This is a genomic window from Myxococcus faecalis (assembly GCF_050039385.1).
Lineage (GTDB): Bacteria > Myxococcota > Myxococcia > Myxococcales > Myxococcaceae > Myxococcus > Myxococcus fulvus.
In genome coordinates this window covers 882,250-899,420 of record NZ_CP144336.1, presented here as the reverse complement: position 1 = coordinate 899,420, position 17,171 = coordinate 882,250, and the positions used below count along the sequence as shown (strand labels likewise).

Annotated in this window: 15 protein-coding genes; 4 read left to right on the top strand and 11 right to left on the bottom strand. The window is 71.6% G+C overall.

The window, feature by feature from the left end; all coding sequences use genetic code 11:
- Positions 1 to 82: 82 nt before the first annotated feature.
- From VZQ01_RS03420 to VZQ01_RS03395, 6 genes are all read right to left on the bottom strand, one after another.
- The gene (locus VZQ01_RS03420) at positions 83 to 865 is read right to left on the bottom strand and encodes a hypothetical protein (protein WP_223746705.1); all 783 of its coding nucleotides are present in this window, start codon (positions 863 to 865) and stop codon (positions 83 to 85) included.
- Entirely contained in the window at positions 862 to 1,566 is a 705-nt protein-coding gene (locus VZQ01_RS03415; RefSeq protein WP_223746706.1) for a DUF4956 domain-containing protein, read from the bottom strand. The genes VZQ01_RS03420 and VZQ01_RS03415 overlap by 4 nt, the downstream gene beginning before the upstream one ends.
- Before the next feature lie 15 nt (positions 1,567 to 1,581).
- Positions 1,582 to 3,294, bottom strand: coding sequence for a dTMP kinase (tmk, locus tag VZQ01_RS03410; protein WP_426746894.1), 1,713 nt, complete (start codon positions 3,292 to 3,294; stop codon positions 1,582 to 1,584).
- A gap of 5 nt (positions 3,295 to 3,299) precedes the next feature.
- Positions 3,300 to 4,013: a VTC domain-containing protein gene (locus VZQ01_RS03405; RefSeq protein WP_267696766.1), complete on the bottom strand. Its 714-nt coding sequence runs from the start codon at positions 4,011 to 4,013 to the stop codon at positions 3,300 to 3,302.
- 15 nt (positions 4,014 to 4,028) lie between these two features.
- Positions 4,029 to 5,258, bottom strand: a complete 1,230-nt coding sequence (locus tag VZQ01_RS03400) for a putative porin (protein WP_420715314.1) — start codon at positions 5,256 to 5,258, stop codon at positions 4,029 to 4,031.
- Between the two features lie 312 nt (positions 5,259 to 5,570).
- Positions 5,571 to 6,212 (bottom strand): hypothetical protein, encoded by a 642-nt coding sequence (locus tag VZQ01_RS03395; RefSeq protein WP_426746893.1) that lies wholly within the window; start codon positions 6,210 to 6,212, stop codon positions 5,571 to 5,573.
- Positions 6,213 to 6,303: 91 nt separating this feature from the next.
- Here VZQ01_RS03395 and VZQ01_RS03390 point away from each other — a divergent pair, with 91 nt between their 5' ends.
- A complete protein-coding gene (locus VZQ01_RS03390; RefSeq protein WP_223746711.1) occupies positions 6,304 to 8,634 on the top strand; it encodes a serine/threonine-protein kinase in 2,331 nt (776 codons plus the stop codon).
- Between the two features lie 27 nt (positions 8,635 to 8,661).
- Here VZQ01_RS03390 and VZQ01_RS03385 read toward each other — a convergent pair whose 3' ends face one another.
- Together VZQ01_RS03385 and moeB are read right to left on the bottom strand one after the other, a co-directional pair.
- Positions 8,662 to 8,994, bottom strand: coding sequence for a rhodanese-like domain-containing protein (locus VZQ01_RS03385; RefSeq protein ID WP_223746712.1), 333 nt, complete (start codon positions 8,992 to 8,994; stop codon positions 8,662 to 8,664).
- An 8-nt stretch (positions 8,995 to 9,002) separates the two neighbouring features.
- Positions 9,003 to 10,163 carry a molybdopterin-synthase adenylyltransferase MoeB gene (moeB, locus tag VZQ01_RS03380; protein WP_426746892.1) on the bottom strand — a complete coding sequence of 387 codons (1,161 nt, stop codon included), beginning with the start codon at positions 10,161 to 10,163 and terminating at the stop codon, positions 9,003 to 9,005.
- 134 nt (positions 10,164 to 10,297) lie between these two features.
- On the opposite strand from moeB, the gene VZQ01_RS03375 reads away from it, so the two are divergent.
- A complete protein-coding gene (locus VZQ01_RS03375) occupies positions 10,298 to 10,687 on the top strand; it encodes a HesB/IscA family protein (RefSeq protein WP_223746714.1) in 390 nt (129 codons plus the stop codon).
- A gap of 87 nt (positions 10,688 to 10,774) precedes the next feature.
- Here VZQ01_RS03375 and VZQ01_RS03370 read toward each other — a convergent pair whose 3' ends face one another.
- From VZQ01_RS03370 to VZQ01_RS03360, 3 genes are read right to left on the bottom strand one after another with little or no spacing between them, the layout of a single operon-like run.
- Positions 10,775 to 11,293 carry an acyl-CoA thioesterase gene (locus tag VZQ01_RS03370; protein ID WP_046712842.1) on the bottom strand — a complete coding sequence of 173 codons (519 nt, stop codon included), beginning with the start codon at positions 11,291 to 11,293 and terminating at the stop codon, positions 10,775 to 10,777.
- 55 nt (positions 11,294 to 11,348) lie between these two features.
- Complete coding sequence (locus VZQ01_RS03365) at positions 11,349 to 12,107, bottom strand: deoxynucleoside kinase (RefSeq protein WP_426746891.1); 759 nt, start codon at positions 12,105 to 12,107, stop codon at positions 11,349 to 11,351.
- Positions 12,108 to 12,118: 11 nt separating this feature from the next.
- Complete coding sequence (locus VZQ01_RS03360) at positions 12,119 to 12,937, bottom strand: glycerophosphodiester phosphodiesterase family protein (protein WP_223783048.1); 819 nt, start codon at positions 12,935 to 12,937, stop codon at positions 12,119 to 12,121.
- Positions 12,938 to 13,294: 357 nt separating this feature from the next.
- Between VZQ01_RS03360 and VZQ01_RS03355 the strand changes: the two genes are divergently transcribed.
- The gene (locus VZQ01_RS03355; protein WP_426746890.1) at positions 13,295 to 14,167 is read left to right on the top strand and encodes a hypothetical protein; all 873 of its coding nucleotides are present in this window, start codon (positions 13,295 to 13,297) and stop codon (positions 14,165 to 14,167) included.
- Positions 14,168 to 14,371: 204 nt separating this feature from the next.
- Complete coding sequence (locus VZQ01_RS03350; protein WP_426746889.1) at positions 14,372 to 17,110, top strand: serine/threonine-protein kinase; 2,739 nt, start codon at positions 14,372 to 14,374, stop codon at positions 17,108 to 17,110.
- The last annotated feature ends 61 nt before the right edge of the window (positions 17,111 to 17,171 follow it).

Here is a 17,171-nt window from a genome sequence, read left to right as displayed (position 1 = left end):
CGACCTTCATCCAACCTTCCCGCCAAGGAGCGGGCGGCGAGGCGAGCCCTCGCACGCCCGTCACTGGGACAGCGGACAGGCGCTACTTCTTGATGTCGTAGGAGGCCAGGTCCTCGGTGCGCTCGCCCTCCTCGCGCACCTTGCCGATGCCCGGCACCAGCCAGTACGTGCGCTCCTTGCCCTCCTTCACCTCGCCCGCGTCGTTGAGCTTGTCGCGGCGGACCTTCACGGCGTTGGTGAAGGTGCCGGCGCGCGTCTGCACCGTCACGCCCACCTCCAGGACGCGCCACGTGTAGGTCGGGTCGCTGTCGTCCTTGCTGCCGTCACCCAGCACCGTGAACTCCTGCACGGCGCTGGTGTAGGCCCAGGGCACCGTCGTGGGCGCGCGCGCCAGCGACTTCACCGTCGCCGGGCTCCACGTGGTGGTGCGCACCTGGACGCCGTCGCGGTGGTCCTCCTCGCGCAGGCGCACGACGAGGCCGTTGCTCTGCTCGAGCTGCCACGAGTACTCCTCGTAGAGGATGCCCGTGGCCACGCGGTCCTGCCGGCTGTGCACCAGCACGCCCGTCGTCCCCGCCGGGGCGCCCGGCACGTCGCGCGGGCCGAGCACCTCCACCCGCTTCTGGAACCTGCCGTGCACCGGGTCCTGGATGTCGTAGACCCAGACGGAGCCCGTCGACAGCGGCCATAGCGTGGTGGCCGCCGGGTCCGGGTTCGACGGGTCGGGGTTCTGCGAGTCCCCCGGCAGGCCCACGTCTCCGTCCGGGTTGGACGCACCAGGGCCGGCGCCCGGCAGGCTCCCTCCACCACCACATCCCACGAGCAACCATCCGGCCGCGAGCGCGACCACCCACCTGCGCGTCATGTCAGCTCCTCCCGTGTCCCCTTGGGGCCTACCGCCGTCCACCGCAGCCCCCGCAGGGGCATGCCCTCCGTCCGTCCCAGCGCCGCCGTCAGCGAGCCGGGCACGGGCTCCTCCACTTCCAGCTCCAGCCGCCGCCCGTCGAAGTCGAGCGCGCAGCTCTTCACCATCACGTTGCGCTCCCCGAGCGCGCTCCTCAGCGACGCCTCCGCGCCCACCAGGTCATCGGCCTGGGCGGACACCAGCAGCCGCTGCTTCGGCGCCGAGGGCGCCTCGCGGTTGAACAGGTCCAGCACGAACAGCAGCGCTGCCACGAACACGGTGCCCACGCCCGCCAGCCCCAGGCTGCCGTGGCCGCACGCCATGCCCAGGCCAATCATCAGGAACAGGATGGCCGCGTCGCGCGGATCCTTGAGGCCGGAGCGGAAGCGCACGAAGCCGCCCAGGCCCACCAGGCCGAAGGCCTTGGCCACGCTGTCACCGATGACGGCGGTGATGACCGCCGCCGCCGCGCACAGCAGCACCTGCGCTTGAATCATGTCCGCCTTCGGCAGGGCCCGGCGCATGACCAGCCGCCAGGGCCGCAGCGACAGCACCGTGCCGATGAGCGCCGCCGCGAGCATCCGCGGCAGCATCACGGTGATGGACAGGCTGTTCAGCTCCGACTTGGCGCTCTCGAGGAACGCCGGAATGGAGGCCTCCATGGTGTGTGTGTTCCCTCAGAGCTCGACCTGCTGCGTGGGTGCATCCACCGCCGGGCGGCTCGCGCGGGCCTGCGTGGCCCGGGTATCGAGCGCCGCCGCGGTGGCGATGACGGCGTAGGCGTTGCGCAGCGCGGGCAGCTTCCGGGGATGGGCCTCCAGCACGCGCTGGATGAGCACGCGCGCCTCGGGTCCCACGGGCAGGCCCTTGAGCGAGGAGAGCACGGTGGCCGGCCAGCGGCTCGCGTGCGTCACCCGCAGGCGCCACGCCCGCGGGTCGTTCATCCCGTCCACCGAGTCCAGCGCCTCCTTCGTCTTCGGCGCGGCGCGCTCGCGCAGCGCCCAGGCCTCCTCGGTGGAGAGCCCCGTCAGGGAGCGCATCACCAGCTTGGTGGCCTTGTCCGCCAGCGCCTCGCGCAGGCCGCGGGCCACCGGCGTGTCCAGTCCCTGCGTCCCGCGCAGCACCGCGAGCCTGTCGTGGGGCAGCAGCGCCTCGCGCAGCGCGTCCGCGCGGGCGTCGGAGAGTCCCCCCAGGCTGCGGGCCACCTCCGCGTACAGCCCCCGCTGCATGCCCGCCTCGCGCACCACCCAGGACTCCTCGCCGTCCACGCCGGAGAGGCCCAGCAGCACGTCGCTCAGCTTCCCGTCGCGCACGCCGCGCTCGCGCAGGCTCCACGCCTGGGGCGAGCTGTCGCCCTTGAGGCCCTGCAGCGCCTCCGCGGGCGCCTGGGCATACAGCCGCTCCCGCAGCATCGCCGCGCGGGCGCCCGTCTGGCCCAGGAGGCTCGCCGCCACCTGGGCCGGCGCCAGCGGCGCGAGCACCTCGCGCAGCGTCCACGCGGGCGCGTCATCCAGGCCCTGGAGGCCCCGCGCCGTGAGGGCGGGGAAGCGCTCCACGAAGTCCAGTCGTCGCTGATGCGCGGCGAGCCCGGGCAGGCCGCCCAGCATCCACACCGCCAGCGCCGGCTCGCGCGGCTCCACCGTGTCGAGCGCCTGGAAGAAGCGGGCCTCGACGTTCTCCACCTCGACGGGGCCCGTGGGCACCGACGCGGGGGCGGGGACGATGCGCTGCACGGGCGTGTCCCGACCCTCCAGCCGCGCCACCACCGCGTCCACCAGGCGCTGCTCCAGCACGTGCAGCGGCGCGTCGTTGTTCTCGATGATGAGCCAGCGCCGCGGGTCCTCCTTCGCCAGCGCGAGGAAGGACTCGCGCACGCGCACCGCCAGGCCCGCGCCCACCATGCCCTTGCGGCTGTCGCCCGCCTCGCTCTTGTTCGTCAGCGCCTTGCCCAGCCGCTTGCGCCAGCGGGCCAGGTCCGGGTCCACGTCCACCAGGATGACCAAATCAGGCCACAGGCCCTGCGAGGCCAGCTCGCACGCGGGCCTGAGCTCCGACATGGGCAGCCCCCGGCCTCCCCCGCTCAGCGCCAGCTGCGAGTACAGGTAGCGGTCCGTGATGCACACCTCGCCCCGCGACAGCGCGGGCGCCACGACCTCCTCCAACTGCTGCGCGTCGCGCGCCAGGTTGAGGAAGAACTCCGCGCGCGGTGACATCTCCAACAGGCGAGCGTCCCGCGTCAGCTCCCGCACGCGCCGGGCCGTGGACGAGCGCAGCTCGCCTCCTTCCCGTGCGTGCGCCACCCGGTAGCCGAGCTTCTTCAACCTCCCGGCCAACAGGTTGGAGAGCGTCGTCTTGCCGCTGCCGTCAATCCCCTCGAAGTCGATGAACACGGTGCCTATCCCCTCGCGACCCCATCCACGGCGAAGGCATGTGCCCTCGCCATCCCCTCTGCGAACTTGCTGTACGTCGGCGCGCCGCCCGGATTGAGCGACGACAGCCAGTCGGGCAGCTCCTCCCCCAGGTGCTTCACCTCCACCACCACGCGGCCCTCGCGGAAGAAGGGCGGCCCCAGCCGCTCGCTCGTCAGCGCAAGCTGGGACATGGCCAGCTCCGGGGCAATCTGGTGGTAGCCGATGTCCCGGTCCACCGTCACCCGCCACGCCTGCGACGCCTGATACACGTGGCGCTGATACGTCACCGCCAGCACCGGCTGCAGGCTGCCTCCGGTGATGAGCGGCAACAGCCGCGCGCCGCCCCTGAGCACGCGCCCCAGGTCCGAGCGCGGCACCCAGACGCGCCGCTTCTGTGTGAGTCCATGGCGCTCGCGCTTCACCTCCAGCACCACGCGCTCCACGCCCCCCGCGCCCACGTCCGGTGAGTACTCCTTCGTGCGGACCTTGAGGCAGTCCTCCGGCGTGCGCAGCGCGCGCGACGCCAAAGGGCAGCCCGGCCGGTCGAAGTAGACGGACACGATGCGCGTGGGCTCGGGCACCTGTCCCTTCAACTCCCGCGTCAGGCGCGCGCACAGCGCGAGCGCCGTCTCCTCCTCCAGCACCAGCTTGAACTCACGCCGGAGCCTGGTCACTTCCCCCTCGGCGAACGAGAGCATGGCGTGTCTCCGTGATTAGAAGCGGGTGGCGAGCTGCAGCGAGTACTCGAGGCCCGGCGCCTCGTCCCCCGGCCGCAGCGCGCGCTCCACCTGGAACTGCCCCCGGAACCGACTCCCCAACAACAGGTTGAGACCCCCGAGCAACGAGTGGCCCCTGCCCTCCACATCCCCCCGCAGCTGCAGTCCCTCCGCGCCCACCACCGGCTGGAGGGCCCACTCCGTCGTCACCGGGAGCGTCCAGCTCGCCAGCAGCAGTTGCGCGGTGAACGGCCCCACCGGCAGCCGGCCCGTGACGACCTCACCCGTGACGTGGAACGCGCCGAACTTCAGCTCCGCGTCGGCCGCCATCGCGTGCCTGCGCGCGCGGTCCAGCGCCTCCGCCACGTACGTGCTGACGCCCAGGGTGAGCATCTTCTTGAGCGGACGCACGGTGATGCGTCCGGCCAGGTCCTCCTTGGTGCGCACGCCCAGCTCGTCGCGCGAGCCCTGGAACGCGCCCGCGGAGACGCGCAGGTCCCACAGGCCCTTCAAGCGCACCTCGCCCATCAGCCCCAGCCGACGGCCGCCCAGCTCGTGCACGTCCCCCAGGTAGTCCTCCACGAGTCCGCGCCCCTGGATGGGCAGGCTCCACGCGCCCTCCAGCCGGCGCTGGAGGAAGGGCGACTTGAACTGGCCGCCATAGAGGCGGAAGCGCTTGTTGTCGTCGGACAGCCGCACGAAGGCGTCCTTGAGCATGTTCGAGTCGGCCAGGTCCGCGCTCACCTCGGCCTCCAGGTTGGGCAGCGACGTCGCCACGCCCACGCGCGCCGAGTTGATGCTCAGCGTGCGCGCGTACTTCTCGCGCTGGTCCGCGCTGGCCTGCGCATAGACGCGGCCGAACACGCGCACCGTCTGGATTTCGTCGTCCGGCGTGTCGTCCAGCGCGGTGGCGTCCTCGCCGATGGAGTCCTCCTGCTGCGCGCCGGGCTTCCTCTTCTTTTTCTTCTTCTGCTCCGCCGCCGTCTTGGCGGGCTCGACGGTGGGCGCCGCGCTCGTGGTCGGCGTCGGGGGCGCCGCGTCCGGTGAGTCACCGGGTTGGATGCGCGGCGGCAGCGCCTGCGCCAGCGCGCCCTCCGTCAGGCCCGGCGTTGGCTCCAGCGGCTCGGAGCCCTCGGGGGGCCCCGCGTCCACGGGCTCCACGCCATCCACCACGCCGCCCGAGAGCGAGTCCACCGAGGCGGCGGAACCGGAGGCCGCTGCCTCCACGCCACCCTCGGGTGCCGGGGTCGCCCACGCCGGTCCACCCACGAGGACCGCGACGAGGAGACCCCGCCTCCCCAGATCATCCAACCGCCACCCACCCATGTCCCCGCCTCCCCGTCGCAGCCGGCAGAGCGCTTGTGCAACAGCGGTGCCCGACTGGACAACGTCGGGTGGCGGACGGCGGTGGGCGACGCAAGCCCGTCAGAGGGCTCGAAAACGTCGTGACGCGGGCGTTACGAAGCCCTCGGTGGGAACGAAAGTTCCACTTCGTGGGCACCCATCCCTGTACGAATGTCGATCAGCCGGTGGAAGGAGTTACCGGTTGGACGCCGCATCCGGCGCCGGTGCGGTGGCGTCGGGGGGCTCGGTGGACGAGGACGCCTGCACCGGCGGGATGACGGCGGGCGGAGCGCCGACGTCGGACGTTCCGGTGGGCGGGGGCGTACCCCGCAGGCGCTTGAGCGCGCCCCTCACGCCCATCGCGAGCACCAGGCCCGAGCCGCCGAAGACCAGCGCCCAGCTCAGGCCGCGGGGCAGGGGCGTGGAGGCCACGGTGATGTGGCCCGTGAGGACCTTGAGCCGCGTGTTCTGGTAGCGGACCTCCAGTTCGTAGAGGCCCGGCTCGTCGAACTCCAGCGGCGTGTGCCAGTTGACCCCGTCGTATGTCAGCGTGCGCGTCAGCTGCGAGGGGGAGTCCTTCAGGTGCAGGGTCAGCGTCAGCGGCCCGGTGAACTCCGCGCCCTGGAAGGCGCCCACGTGCAGGGACAGCATCGCGGGCTCGCCCTCGCGGGGCAGGGCGGGGTGAAGCGTACCCTGCAGCCGCTCCTCGGCGTCCGCCCAGCGCAGCTCCAGGACGTCACCGCGGCGCTCGGTGCGGAGTTGATCCGCACCCGGAGTGGCCGCGACCGCACCCGTCGTGAGCAGGCAGGCAATCAGCGCGCCAGTCGATCTCCACACATGCCACCTTTGCCTCGGCGACCGCTGTCCTCTAGGATGCCGAGCCCTGACGCATTCCACCTGAGCCAACTCCCCCGGCCAGAGACCCGGGATGAACCCTCAATCTTTCGGGAAATATCAGCTCCTGAAGAAGCTTGCCACCGGCGGCATGGCCGAGGTGTGGCTTGCGCGCCAGACGGGCATCGAGGGCTTCCACAAGAACCTCGTCGTCAAGCGCATCCTCCCGCACCTGGCGGAGGACCGTGAGTTCGTGGAGATGTTCCGGAACGAGGCGCTCATCGCGGCGCGCTTCAACCATCCGAACATCGCCCAGGTCTACGAGTTCGGCGAGGCGAACGGCACCTACTACATCGCCATGGAGTTCATCCACGGCGAGGACCTGGGCCGGGTGATGCGCAAGGCGGCCAGCGCGGGGCAGTGGATCGCCCGGCCCCTGGCCATCCGCATCGTCGCCGCGGCGTGCGAGGGCCTGCACTACGCGCACAGCCGCACGGACGACGCGGGCCGGCCGCTGCGCGTGGTGCACCGGGACATCTCGCCGCAGAACATCCTCATCAGCTTCGACGGCTCGGTGAAGCTGGTGGACTTCGGCATCGCCAAGGCGGCGGATCAGGCGTCGCTCACCAAGTCGGGCGCCATCAAGGGCAAGTTCGCGTACATGGCGCCGGAGCAGGCGGCCGGAAAGCCCCTGGACGGGCGCGCGGACATCTTCGCCATCGGCCTGGTGCTGTACGAACTGCTCACCGGCGTGCGTCCCCTGAAGCGGGAGTCGGAGCTGGCCACGCTCCAGGCCGCCATGGAGTGTGCCATCCAGCCGCCGTCGCAGGTGGCGGACGTGCCGGAGGAGATGGATCCGGTGGTGATGCGGGCCGTCGCCAAGAGCTCGGATGACCGCTACCGGGACGCGCGCCAGTTCCAGACGGCGCTCGAGGAGATCCTCGTCGGCCAGCGCTGGGTGGCGGGCTCGGTGCAGATCTCCGAGCTGATGGAGACGCTGTTCGCGGACCGCCTGAACGAGGAGAAGGCCCAGGGCCAGGTGGTGCTGGCGGACGAGGAGTCCGGCAGCTCGGGCCCGTCCGCGCCGCCCCCGCCGCAGCAGGAGCGGGGCCGGGGGCGCGCGTCGTCGTCGGACATGAGCTGGGAGGCGCCTCCGGGTGAGTCGTCCTCTCCGCGCGAGCGGGGCCGCGCCGCGCCGTCCCGCTCCGCGCCGCCGCCTCCCGCGCGTCGCACGGGCGCGGTGCCGCAGCCGGTGGTGGAGGAGGACCCGGGCGAGTGGGATGCGCCGTCCGGCGTCATGGAGGCGCCGAACCGCCGCCGGGGTGGGACGTCGGACTCGATGCGCCGGCCGAGCAGCGCCAACGTGACGCAGGTGGCCCGCACCAGCTCGCGCTCGGACCTGCGCAGCGCCACGACGAATCCGGGAGAGCCCCCCGAGCCCGCGCCGCCTCCGCCTCGCCGCTCCATGACGCGCGCCGCGCCGGTGGTGGACGTGGAGCCGCCCGCGCCGCGCCGCTCGCGCACCTCCGCGTCGCTGGACCTGGACGAGCGCACGCGGATGGAGGACGAGGACGACGACGAGCGGACCATGCTGCCGCCGCCGGAGCCCTCGCCGCCGCCGCGCCGCCGCACGGGGATGCAGTCGCAGGTGTCCGCGCCGGAGGCCCCGCCGCGTCGGCGCACCTCCAGCCGCGCGGAGATGCCCTCGCCGCCGCCGCCGTCACGCTCCCGCGTCTCGCTCGCCTCCGCGCCCGCGGTGCGGGAGGAGGACGAGGTGGACCGCGCGCTGGCGAAGGACGCGCGCCGCCACGCGGGTCAGCCGGTGGCCCGGCGCAACATCGCCATGGTGGGCTTCATCGTGGGCATGCTCGCGGTGGTGGCCATCTTCCACAAGCCCATCCTCGCGGTGCTCAGCGCCACGGCGTCGGACGGGCAGGGTGTGCGGCTCACCGTCAACACCAACGAGCGGGTGAAGGTGTCCGTGCGGCACACGGAGCGCTGCGGCAGCTCGCAGCCCGTCACCGAGCTGGGCCTGACGCCGCTGACGCTGGTGTCGGGCGCGCACCTGCAGGACACGCTCATCCTGGAGAACGAGCAGCAGGGCATCTACACCGAGGACACGGACACGCTGGCCTTCGGCGTGCCGGGCGAGGCCAAGGTGCTCACCCAGGAGTTCCGCCGCGGCTCGCTGCAGCTGCTCCTCAAGCCCGAGACGGTGCGCGGCATCACCGTGCGCCGCCGGGGGCAGGACGTGGGCCTGTACCAGGGCGGCGGCGGCAAGGGCCTGAAGATCGACCTCATGGAGGGCAAGCACAAGCTCGAGCTCATCGGCGGGCCGCTCAAGGAGCCCTTCCTGTTCGAGGTCGACATCAAGCCGAACTCGGTCCAGAAGGAGACGCAGGACCTGTCGGCCTTCATCGGGTAGCGGCTCGCTCGCGGGCGCCCCCGGACTTCAGTAGCGCGGCAGGGAAGGGTCGACCTGGAGCGAGTACAGGTCGATGCCCCCGCGCAGCGACACCGCCTCCAGTCCCCGTGACAGCAGGTACGCGGCGCCATCCAGGCTGCGCACGCCGTGGTGGCAGTAGACGACGACGGGGCGGCCCCGCAGCGCCTCCAGCTCATCGGCGCGCTCGTCCAGCTCCGGCAGCGGGATGAGCACGGAGTCGGGGAGCGCCACGTACTCGTGCTCATGCGGGAAGCGCACGTCCAGCAGGGCGGGGCGGGTCTCGACAGGGCCTTCGAGGAGCTGGGCGAGACGGGCGGGGGTGATTTCGGGGATGGGCATGGCGGGTGTCAGTGGGCGGTGGCGCAGAAGCGCTCGTAGTCGATGAGCTCCACCTTCGCGCCGGGCGAGCACACGGGGCACTGCGCGTCGCGGCGCAGCTTGAGCTCCTGGAAGCGGGTGCCCAGCGCGTCGAACGTCAGCAGCCGGCCGACGAGCGGCTCTCCCTTCCCGAGGATGAGCTTGAGGGCCTCGTTGGCCTGGAGCAGGCCGATGAGGCCCGGCAACACGCCGAGCACGCCCGCCTCCGCGCACGAGGGCGCGAGCTCCGGCGGCGGCGGGGCGGGGTAGAGGCAGCGGTAGCAGGGGCCCTGTCCCGGCACGAAGGTCGTCACCTGGCCCTCGAAGCGGAACACCGAGCCGTGGATGTTGGGCAGCCCGCGCATGAGGCACGCGTCGTTGAGCAGGTAGCGGGTGGGGAAGTTGTCGCCGCCGTCGAGGACCAGGTCGAAGCCGTCCAGCACGCGCAGCACGTTCTGCGACGTCAGGCGCTCCTGGAAGGGCACCACCTTCACGTCCGGGTTGAGGGCTTCAATCGCGGCGCGGGCGCTGACCACCTTGGGCTGGCCCCGGCGCTCCTGGGTGTGCAGCACCTGCCGCTGCAGGTTGCTCAGGTCCACCACGTCCGAGTCGACGATGCCCAGGGTCCCCACGCCCGCGGCCGCCAGGTACAGCGCCGCCGGGGAGCCCAGGCCCCCCGCCCCCATCAGCAGCACCCGGGACTTCAAGAGGCGCGCCTGACCCTCCTCGCCCACCTCCGGGAGGATGAGGTGGCGGCGGTAGCGCTCCTTCTGTTCAGCGGAGAGCACGAAGGGCTTCTCCACGGGCAGGGCCGCGTCGCTCCAGCGGTTGTAGCCGCCCGCGAGCGACGCCACGCGCGTGTAGCCCAGCTCCTTGAGCGTCCTCACCGCCAGCGCCGAGCGGGTGCCGCCCGCGCAGTAGACGATGAGCTCCTCGTCCCGGCCCGCGCGCTCCTCGATGCGCAGCTCCAGGTAGCCCCGGGGGATGTGCACCGCGCCCGGCAGCCGGCCGCCCGCGTACTCGTCCGCCTCCCTCACGTCCACGAGCTTCACCGGGGCCCGGGCGTCCAGGAGGCGCTTCACCTCGTCCACGGTGACTTCGCGAATCTCCTGTTTCACTCCGGCCAGCAGCTCTCGGAAGGTGGGCGCCATGGGGCCGGTATAACCCGAGGCCTGGGGGCGGGCCCGTGCGGGATGAAGTGTCCCGGGGCGGACGAGCGGCCGCTCCCATGGATTTTCCGGCCCCGGGCGTTATAAAGGTCGGTTTGAGAGGAGATTTTTCCGACATGGATACGACGACCACGACCCCCGCTTCCGCCACCTCGACGGCCCCCCAGTCCGCGCCCCCGACGGCGGTGCGTTTGACGGAGGCCGCCGTCCGGCAGGTGAAGGAGGTCATCAAGGCCCAGGGCTTCGAGGGCTACTTCTTCTCCATCCGCGTCGTCCCCGCCGGCTGCAGCGGCCTGGGCTACGACCTGAACCTGGTCAAGGAGACCAAGGCCGGCGACAGCGTCTGGGAGCAGGACGGCGTGAAGCTCGCCACCGACGGCATGAGCAGCCAGTACCTGGCCGGCACGGAGATCGACTACGTCTCCGCGATCACGGGCGCGGGCTTCAAGTTCAACAACCCGAACGCGAAGTCCTCCTGCGGCTGCGGCACGTCGTTCACGACCTGAGCCGCATCCGTTGCTCGACGGCCTCACGGCGAGGGCGGTGGCAGCACCGCCGCCCTCGTCGAGTCCGCCGCTTCGCCGAGCGGGCCCTCAGGCCCCGGCGATGGGCTGCATCACCTTCAACCAGGACTGGTTCTCCTTCTGACGCGCGAGCCGCTGCGCGCGGCGGGCCTCGGCCTCGCGGAAGGCCTCCTTCTCCGTGTCCGACTCCATCAGGAGCGGCGGCACGGGGACGCGCTTGCCGTCCTTGTCGATGGCCACGAAGGTGAGCAGCGCGCTGGTGGTGAGTGTGCGCTCGCCGGTGAGCGGGTTCTCCGCGTGCACCGTGACGCCCACCTCCATGGACGTGCGGAAGGCGGCCAGCACGCGCGAGTGCAGCAGCGCCACCCAGCCCACCTTGATGGGCGCGTGGAAGTGCAGGTCATCCATGGAGGCCGTCACCACCACCTGCCGGCAGTGGCGCTGGGCGGCCACCGCGCCGCAGATGTCGATCCACTCCATCACCTTCCCGCCGAACGCGGCGTTCAGGTTGTTGGCGTCGGGAGGCAGGATGAGCTGTGTCATCACCACCTCGGTGTCCTTGGCTCGCTTGGGCGTCAAATCCGACATCACTCACACCTTCCAGACAGAGACGACGGGCCCATGACGAAGGCCCCGCCGCGTCTCATGCCAGGAAGGTGGAGATGCGGTCCAGGAACTCCTCGCGCCCGCGGCCCTTGCGGATGTCCTGGCGTGAGACATCCATCACCAGGGTCTCCACGCCGTACTTCTCCTGCAGCACCTGGGGGAAGGAGGCGTAGTAGCCGTTGAGCCCTCGCAGGAACTGCGGACGGATGCCCTTCTCCTCCTCGCGGCCCCGGGTGCGGATGCGCTCGAGCAGCACGTCCACGCTGCCCACCTCGAAGCAGATGACCTTGTCCGGGCGGATGATGTGGCGCGACAGCCGCTGGAAGTACTCGTAGTACAGGTCCAGCTCCGCGTTCGTCATGTGCCCCAGGCCGTGCAGGTACTTGGCGAAGATTTCGGGGTCCTCGTACAGCGTGCGGTCCTGCACGCAGCTGCGGCGGTACGAGTGGATGAGCTCGTGGTGCTCCACGCGGCGGATGAGGAACTCGAGCTGGAGCGTGAAGGACCAGCGCGACATGTCCGCGTAGTAGTCACGCAGGAAGCGGTTGTCGATGACGGGCTCGTCGAACAGCTCGTAGCCGAAGCTCTGGCTGAGCATCTTCGCCGCCGTCGTCTTGCCCGCGCCGATGTTGCCCGCGAGCGCCACGAAGCGCCGCCCCTTGGGGGCCTTCACCTTCGTCTTCGCCGCCGTCTTCACCGCGTTGCTCGCGCGCGGCGCGGACGTCTCGGCGGGGGGGGCGGAGGGCTTCGGGGCAGCGGCCGGGGAGGGGGACGGGCGCGAGCTGGAACGAGGCATGGAACCGGGGCTTAACCCGGCTTGGTGGTGGCGTCCATTCGCTGCCTCAGCAGGTCCGGCCGGTCGGTCATGATGCCGCCGACCCCTTCTTCGATGAGGCGGGTCATCTCCGCCGCATCGTCCACCGTCCAGACGTTGACCCACTTGCCGCGCTCGGCGCACTCGCGCAGGAATTGCGCGTCCACCAGCCGCACCTCGCCGAAGTACAGCGGCATGTCGAGCACCGTGTAGCGCGGGTCCTCCGGCGGCGGCTCGCCGCTCCGCATCCCGATGACCAGCGCGGCCAGCGCTTCACGCGGATAGAAGTGACACGCGTCCGGCAGCCGCGCCGCGAGCCGCTCCCCCACGGCGTCCTGCTCGCTGCCCAGGCAGACGCGGTCCACGGCGCCCTCGTCCTCGAGCAGCCGGGCGAGCAGCTCCTCCTGCCCGGGCACGTCCGGCTTGAGCTCCACGTTGAGGCGCAGGCCCGGGAAGGCCCGCAGCACCTCCCTGAGTGTGGGGATGCGCACGCCCCGGCCCCGGAACGGGAACGTCTGGCCTTCATCCGGGGTAAAGCCATACCCCGCGTCCAATCGCTTCAGCTCGGAGAGCGAGAGCGCGGCCAGTTGTCCGATGCCATCCGTGCAGCGCTGCAATGTGTCGTCATGCGCCACGACGATTTCGCCGTCGCGCGTCACGTGCACATCCAATTCCAGCATGTCCGTGCGGAACCGTTCCACGGCCTGACGGAAGGCTTCCAACGTGTTCTCGGGCGCGAGCAGCGCGCCGCCGCGGTGCGAGATGTGCAGCGTGGGCCGCAGTCCTCGGAGAAAAGCGGGCGGGGCTCTCATGGGTTGTTCCCTGATTTCACGCGGGTGTCACCTGCGGGGGAGGGGGTTCCTTGCCGGCCCCCTCCGGGCGCCGGTATAAGGCCGACATCCTCGGACCGACCGGCGTCGACATCAACCCCTGGCGCCGCGACAAGAATGGAGAAACGAGAAATGCAACTGCGCAAGACGCTTGGCGCGGCGGCGCTGGTCGCCACGGCTGTACTGGCCTCCGTGGCGGGCTGCTCTGGTCGTGACGATGACGACAACGGTACGCCCGACTCCGGTCCTGGCTGCACAGGGGCATGTGGCGACGCGGGCCCCCCTGACGCGGGCCCCCCTGACGCGGGCCCGTCCTCGTGTCCGGCCCCGGTCAATGGCATGGGCCCCATCGGCGTGCTGCGCACCACCGCGGGGCGGGGCGACCGGGTCTCGCTGAACAACGTGGTGGTGACGGCGGTGAGCAACGTCTCGAAGGGCAGCTCCGGTGACATCATCGCCCGCTTCTGGGTGGTGAGTCCGTGCTTCCCGAAGGAGGGCATCTACGTCGACAAGTACTACACCGACCACGAGACCACCGTCGCGGGCAAGTACGAGCCCGTGGTCGGCGACGTGCTGGACATCACGGGCCTGTACCGTGAGTTCCTCCCGGACGGGGACGACAACGTGCCCGCCGGCCGTGACGCGTACCGTCCGGTCATCAAGAACGACTTCCGCCTCAACGTGAGTGGCGCGACCGGGAAGATCGCCTTCAACAAGCGCGGCTCCGGCCAGGTGCTGGCGGACAACGAGGCGCCCGCGAACTTCGGCAACGCCGAGGGCGGCACCGCCCAGCCCAACCCCGAGTACGCCGGCTCGCGCGTCCACATCCCGGGCCCCATCACCATCACCAACGCCCGTCCCCCGGCCTTCCGTCAGTACCCGGATGATCCGACGAACGACAACTACCTGGGCTTCGAGGTGACCGGCGGCGTGCTGGTGGCGAACTACAAGACCTACCAGACCTGCGACCTGCGCGTGTCCGCGGATGACGGCGGCACGGTGACGTTCCCCAACGGCATCCGCGGCGTCTGGGAGACCTTCACCAACACCCCGTGCGTGGACGGCGGCACGACCACCACCGACGCCGGCACCCGCTTCACGTGCAACGACTACGGCGACGGCGTCATCCCCGGCACGGAGAACAAGTTCACCTACGTGCTGTACCCGATGAACTGCGACCCGGACATGGTCGGCACCGTCGCGGCGCCGTAGTTCCAGGCCCATCCCCCCGGGGATGATCCGCGCAGTCGCCGCCCCTCGCCCGTGCCGGGAGGGGCGGCTTCTTTTTGGACGGGCGCCCCAGGACGGTGTCCGCTACCGGTCGATGTGGGCCCCCGGCTCCCCCAACCCTTTGATTGTGGGTAAGCTCGGGAAAAGTCCAACCTGTCCCACCCTGTCAGACGCCTCGTTCCCTCCGTGAGCTCGCCCCAGACGGCCATCCCGTTCGGAAAGTACCTGCTGATCAAGCGGCTCGCCGTGGGTGGGATGGCGGAGCTGTTCCTGGCGCAGCGTCCGCCGGATCCGGAGCTCGTGGTCCTCAAGCGCATCCTCCCGTACCTGTCGGAGGAGCCGGAGTTCGTCCAGATGTTCCTGGACGAGGCGCGCATCGCCGCCCAGTTGCACCACCCCAACATCGTGCAGGTGCACGAGCTGGGGAAGGAGGGCGACAACATCTTCATCGCCATGGAGTTCGTGGAGGGCGTGGACCTCCGCCACGTGGTGCTGGAGGAGTTCAAGTTCGGGGCGACGGTGCCGTGCGGCGTGGCGGCGCGCATCTGCTCGCTGGTGGCGTCGGGGCTGGACTACGCGCACCAGAGCCGGGGCGTGGACGGCCGCCCGCTGGAGCTCATCCACCGGGACGTCAGCCCGCAGAACGTGATGATCGGCTACGACGGGCGCGTCAAGCTGGTCGACTTCGGCATCGCCAAGGCCGGCGCGTTCATGGAGCGCAGCAAGCCGGGCGTCATCAAGGGAAAGTTCCTCTACCTGGCGCCGGAGCAGGTGTCGCAGGAGCGGTTGGATCACCGCGCGGACATCTTCGCGCTGGGGACCATGCTGTACGAAATCACCACCGGCAAGCAGCCCTTCTCCAAGCCGACGACGGAGGGAATCCTCTACGCCATCCGCTTCGAGGACCCGACGCCGCCGCACCTCTTGCGCCCGGACTATCCGCTGGAGCTGTCGCGCATCGTCATGCGGTGCCTGACGAAGGACCGCAACCAGCGCTACCCGCGCGCGTCAGTGGTGCACGCGGAGCTGGAGGCGTTCCTCGCGTCGGGCTCGCTGCAGCAGAGCCTGGACGTGGCCGACTACATCGCGCGGCTGATGGGCGAGGAGGAGGAGCGCACCATCCTCCACATCCCGGTGTCCAAGCCCGCGGGCCGCATGAACGCCACCGTGCACATGGCGGGCAACCGGGTGCTGGATTCGTCCATGCCCCAGCGCCTGCCGCCGCTGGAGGTCACCGGGCCCACGCTGTCCTCCACCACGCCCATGGCGGAGCCGGCGCCTGCTTCCGCGCCTGGGCTCACCGCGCGCCCCACGCCGCGCCGCAACTCCGCGGACGGGCTGCCCGCCGCCAGCTACCGGGACGAGCCCGAGCCGGCCACGCAGATGGCGCGCCCGCGCGAGCTGCCGAGCGGCGCCCGGAGCGCGCCTCCCGTGGACGAGGACGTGGACTCGGAGATGTCCACCGCCGTGCGCACGGCGCCCACGGGGTACTCGGTGCTGTCGCAGCTCCGGGACGAGGAGGACGAGGACGCCGGTGACGGCGAGTCCACCATTCCCCAGCGCAGCCGGGGCCGCACGCCGCCTCCTCCCGCGCGGCGCTCCAGCACGCACTCGGAGGTGTCCTCCGCGCAGCGAGGCCCCATCACCCCGGAGCCGCTCACCGCGCCGCCCACGCCCGCCAGGCGCGCGGCGTCGGGGCCGCTGCCGGTGGAGCCGCCGCCTCGCGCCGTCGCGCCGCTGGAGCCTCCTCCCTCGCCGCGCGCGGCGGCGCTCGCGGAAGGGCCCGTCCCCCGCACGCCCACGGACGCGCGCGCGCGTCGCCTGTCCTCCCCGCCCGTGGCCGCGCCGCCGCGCCGCTCGCCCACGCCGGTTCCGCGGGACCTGGAGGACGGCCCCGGCGACATGACGATGCCCATCCGCCGTCAGTCGGTGGTGGACGCGGAGGCCTCGGTGTCGCTCACCACGCCCATGCGGCGCTTGTCGCCCCTGGACGAGGAGGCCTCGCAGTCGGTGTCGCTGACGACGCCCATGCGGCGCATGTCCTCGGTGGACGTGGAGACGTCCGAGTCGGTGTCGCTGACGACGCCCATGCGGCGCATGTCCTCGGTGGAGCTGGAGCCGTCGGTGTCCATCACCCCGGCGACGGTGAGCCACCGCGCCGCCTCCCGGCCGCTGATGCCCGCGGCGCGCGCCTCGGCCGTGGCCGTGGGGGACGACGACGACCACTTCCACACCGACTCCAGCATGTCGGGCGCGCTCACCAGCCCCACGGCCTCGCTGCGCGATGGCGAGGACGACGAGTCCACCATGGGGTACGGCGGTGGCTACGACTACTCCGACACGAGCGCGACCCCCGCGCGCACCGGCTCGCGAGGGCTGGTGCTGGTCGTCGTCGGCGGGCTGCTCCTGCTGGTGCTGCTGAGCCTGGTGTGCTGGGGCCTCTACACCCGGCTCAAGGGCCCCACGCCCCTGTCCATCCCGCCGCGGGACCTCTCCCAGAAGGCGCTCGAGGAGAAGCCGTCGGCCGTCACGGTGCCGGTGCGCTCCGCGAATCCGCCGCCCGTAGCCGCCGCCCCGGTGGTCACCGCGCATCCCGCCGCGGGCATCGCCCCCGCGCCCTCGACGCCCGAGGCGCCGGCCCCGACACCGGGCGTCGCCGCCGCGCCCGAGCTCCCCGCGAAGGTCGAGCCCGCACCGCCTTCGCTGGTGGAGGTCCGCTTCGAGGGGCCCCCGAAGACGGTCCTGCGCCAGGAGGGGGGCGAGCGGCTGCCCGTCAATCGGCTCGTCAGCCTGCCCCCCGGCCCGCTCCGGGTCGATTTTGACTGCCCCGGCCGGAGGACCGGACGGGGGACGAAATCCTACCTCATCGAGCAGGCGAACCCGGGTCCGCTCGTCCTCCCGGTGCCCTGCAAACCGCGTCGCTAGTCGGGACGGGCATTTGCCCGTATGGGCGGGCCTCCCCCAGGAGCGGACAAGTGGGACCGGG

Bases quoted from the DNA above. Each gene is read 5' to 3' on its own strand.
- VZQ01_RS03420 (WP_223746705.1), bottom strand. From the start codon at position 865: ATGACGCGCAGGTGGGTGGTCGCGCTCGCGGCCGGATGGTTGCTCGTG.
- VZQ01_RS03415 (WP_223746706.1), bottom strand. From the start codon at position 1,566: ATGGAGGCCTCCATTCCGGCGTTCCTCGAGAGCGCCAAGTCGGAGCTG.
- VZQ01_RS03405 (WP_267696766.1), bottom strand. From the start codon at position 4,013: ATGCTCTCGTTCGCCGAGGGGGAAGTGACCAGGCTCCGGCGTGAGTTC.
- VZQ01_RS03390 (WP_223746711.1), top strand. From the start codon at position 6,304: ATGAACCCTCAATCTTTCGGGAAATATCAGCTCCTGAAGAAGCTTGCC.
- VZQ01_RS03385 (WP_223746712.1), bottom strand. From the start codon at position 8,994: ATGCCCATCCCCGAAATCACCCCCGCCCGTCTCGCCCAGCTCCTCGAA.
- moeB (WP_426746892.1), bottom strand. From the start codon at position 10,163: ATGGCGCCCACCTTCCGAGAGCTGCTGGCCGGAGTGAAACAGGAGATT.
- VZQ01_RS03375 (WP_223746714.1), top strand. From the start codon at position 10,298: ATGGATACGACGACCACGACCCCCGCTTCCGCCACCTCGACGGCCCCC.
- VZQ01_RS03370 (WP_046712842.1), bottom strand. From the start codon at position 11,293: ATGTCGGATTTGACGCCCAAGCGAGCCAAGGACACCGAGGTGGTGATG.
- VZQ01_RS03365 (WP_426746891.1), bottom strand. From the start codon at position 12,107: ATGCCTCGTTCCAGCTCGCGCCCGTCCCCCTCCCCGGCCGCTGCCCCG.
- VZQ01_RS03360 (WP_223783048.1), bottom strand. From the start codon at position 12,937: ATGAGAGCCCCGCCCGCTTTTCTCCGAGGACTGCGGCCCACGCTGCAC.
- VZQ01_RS03355 (WP_426746890.1), top strand. From the start codon at position 13,295: ATGGGCCCCATCGGCGTGCTGCGCACCACCGCGGGGCGGGGCGACCGG.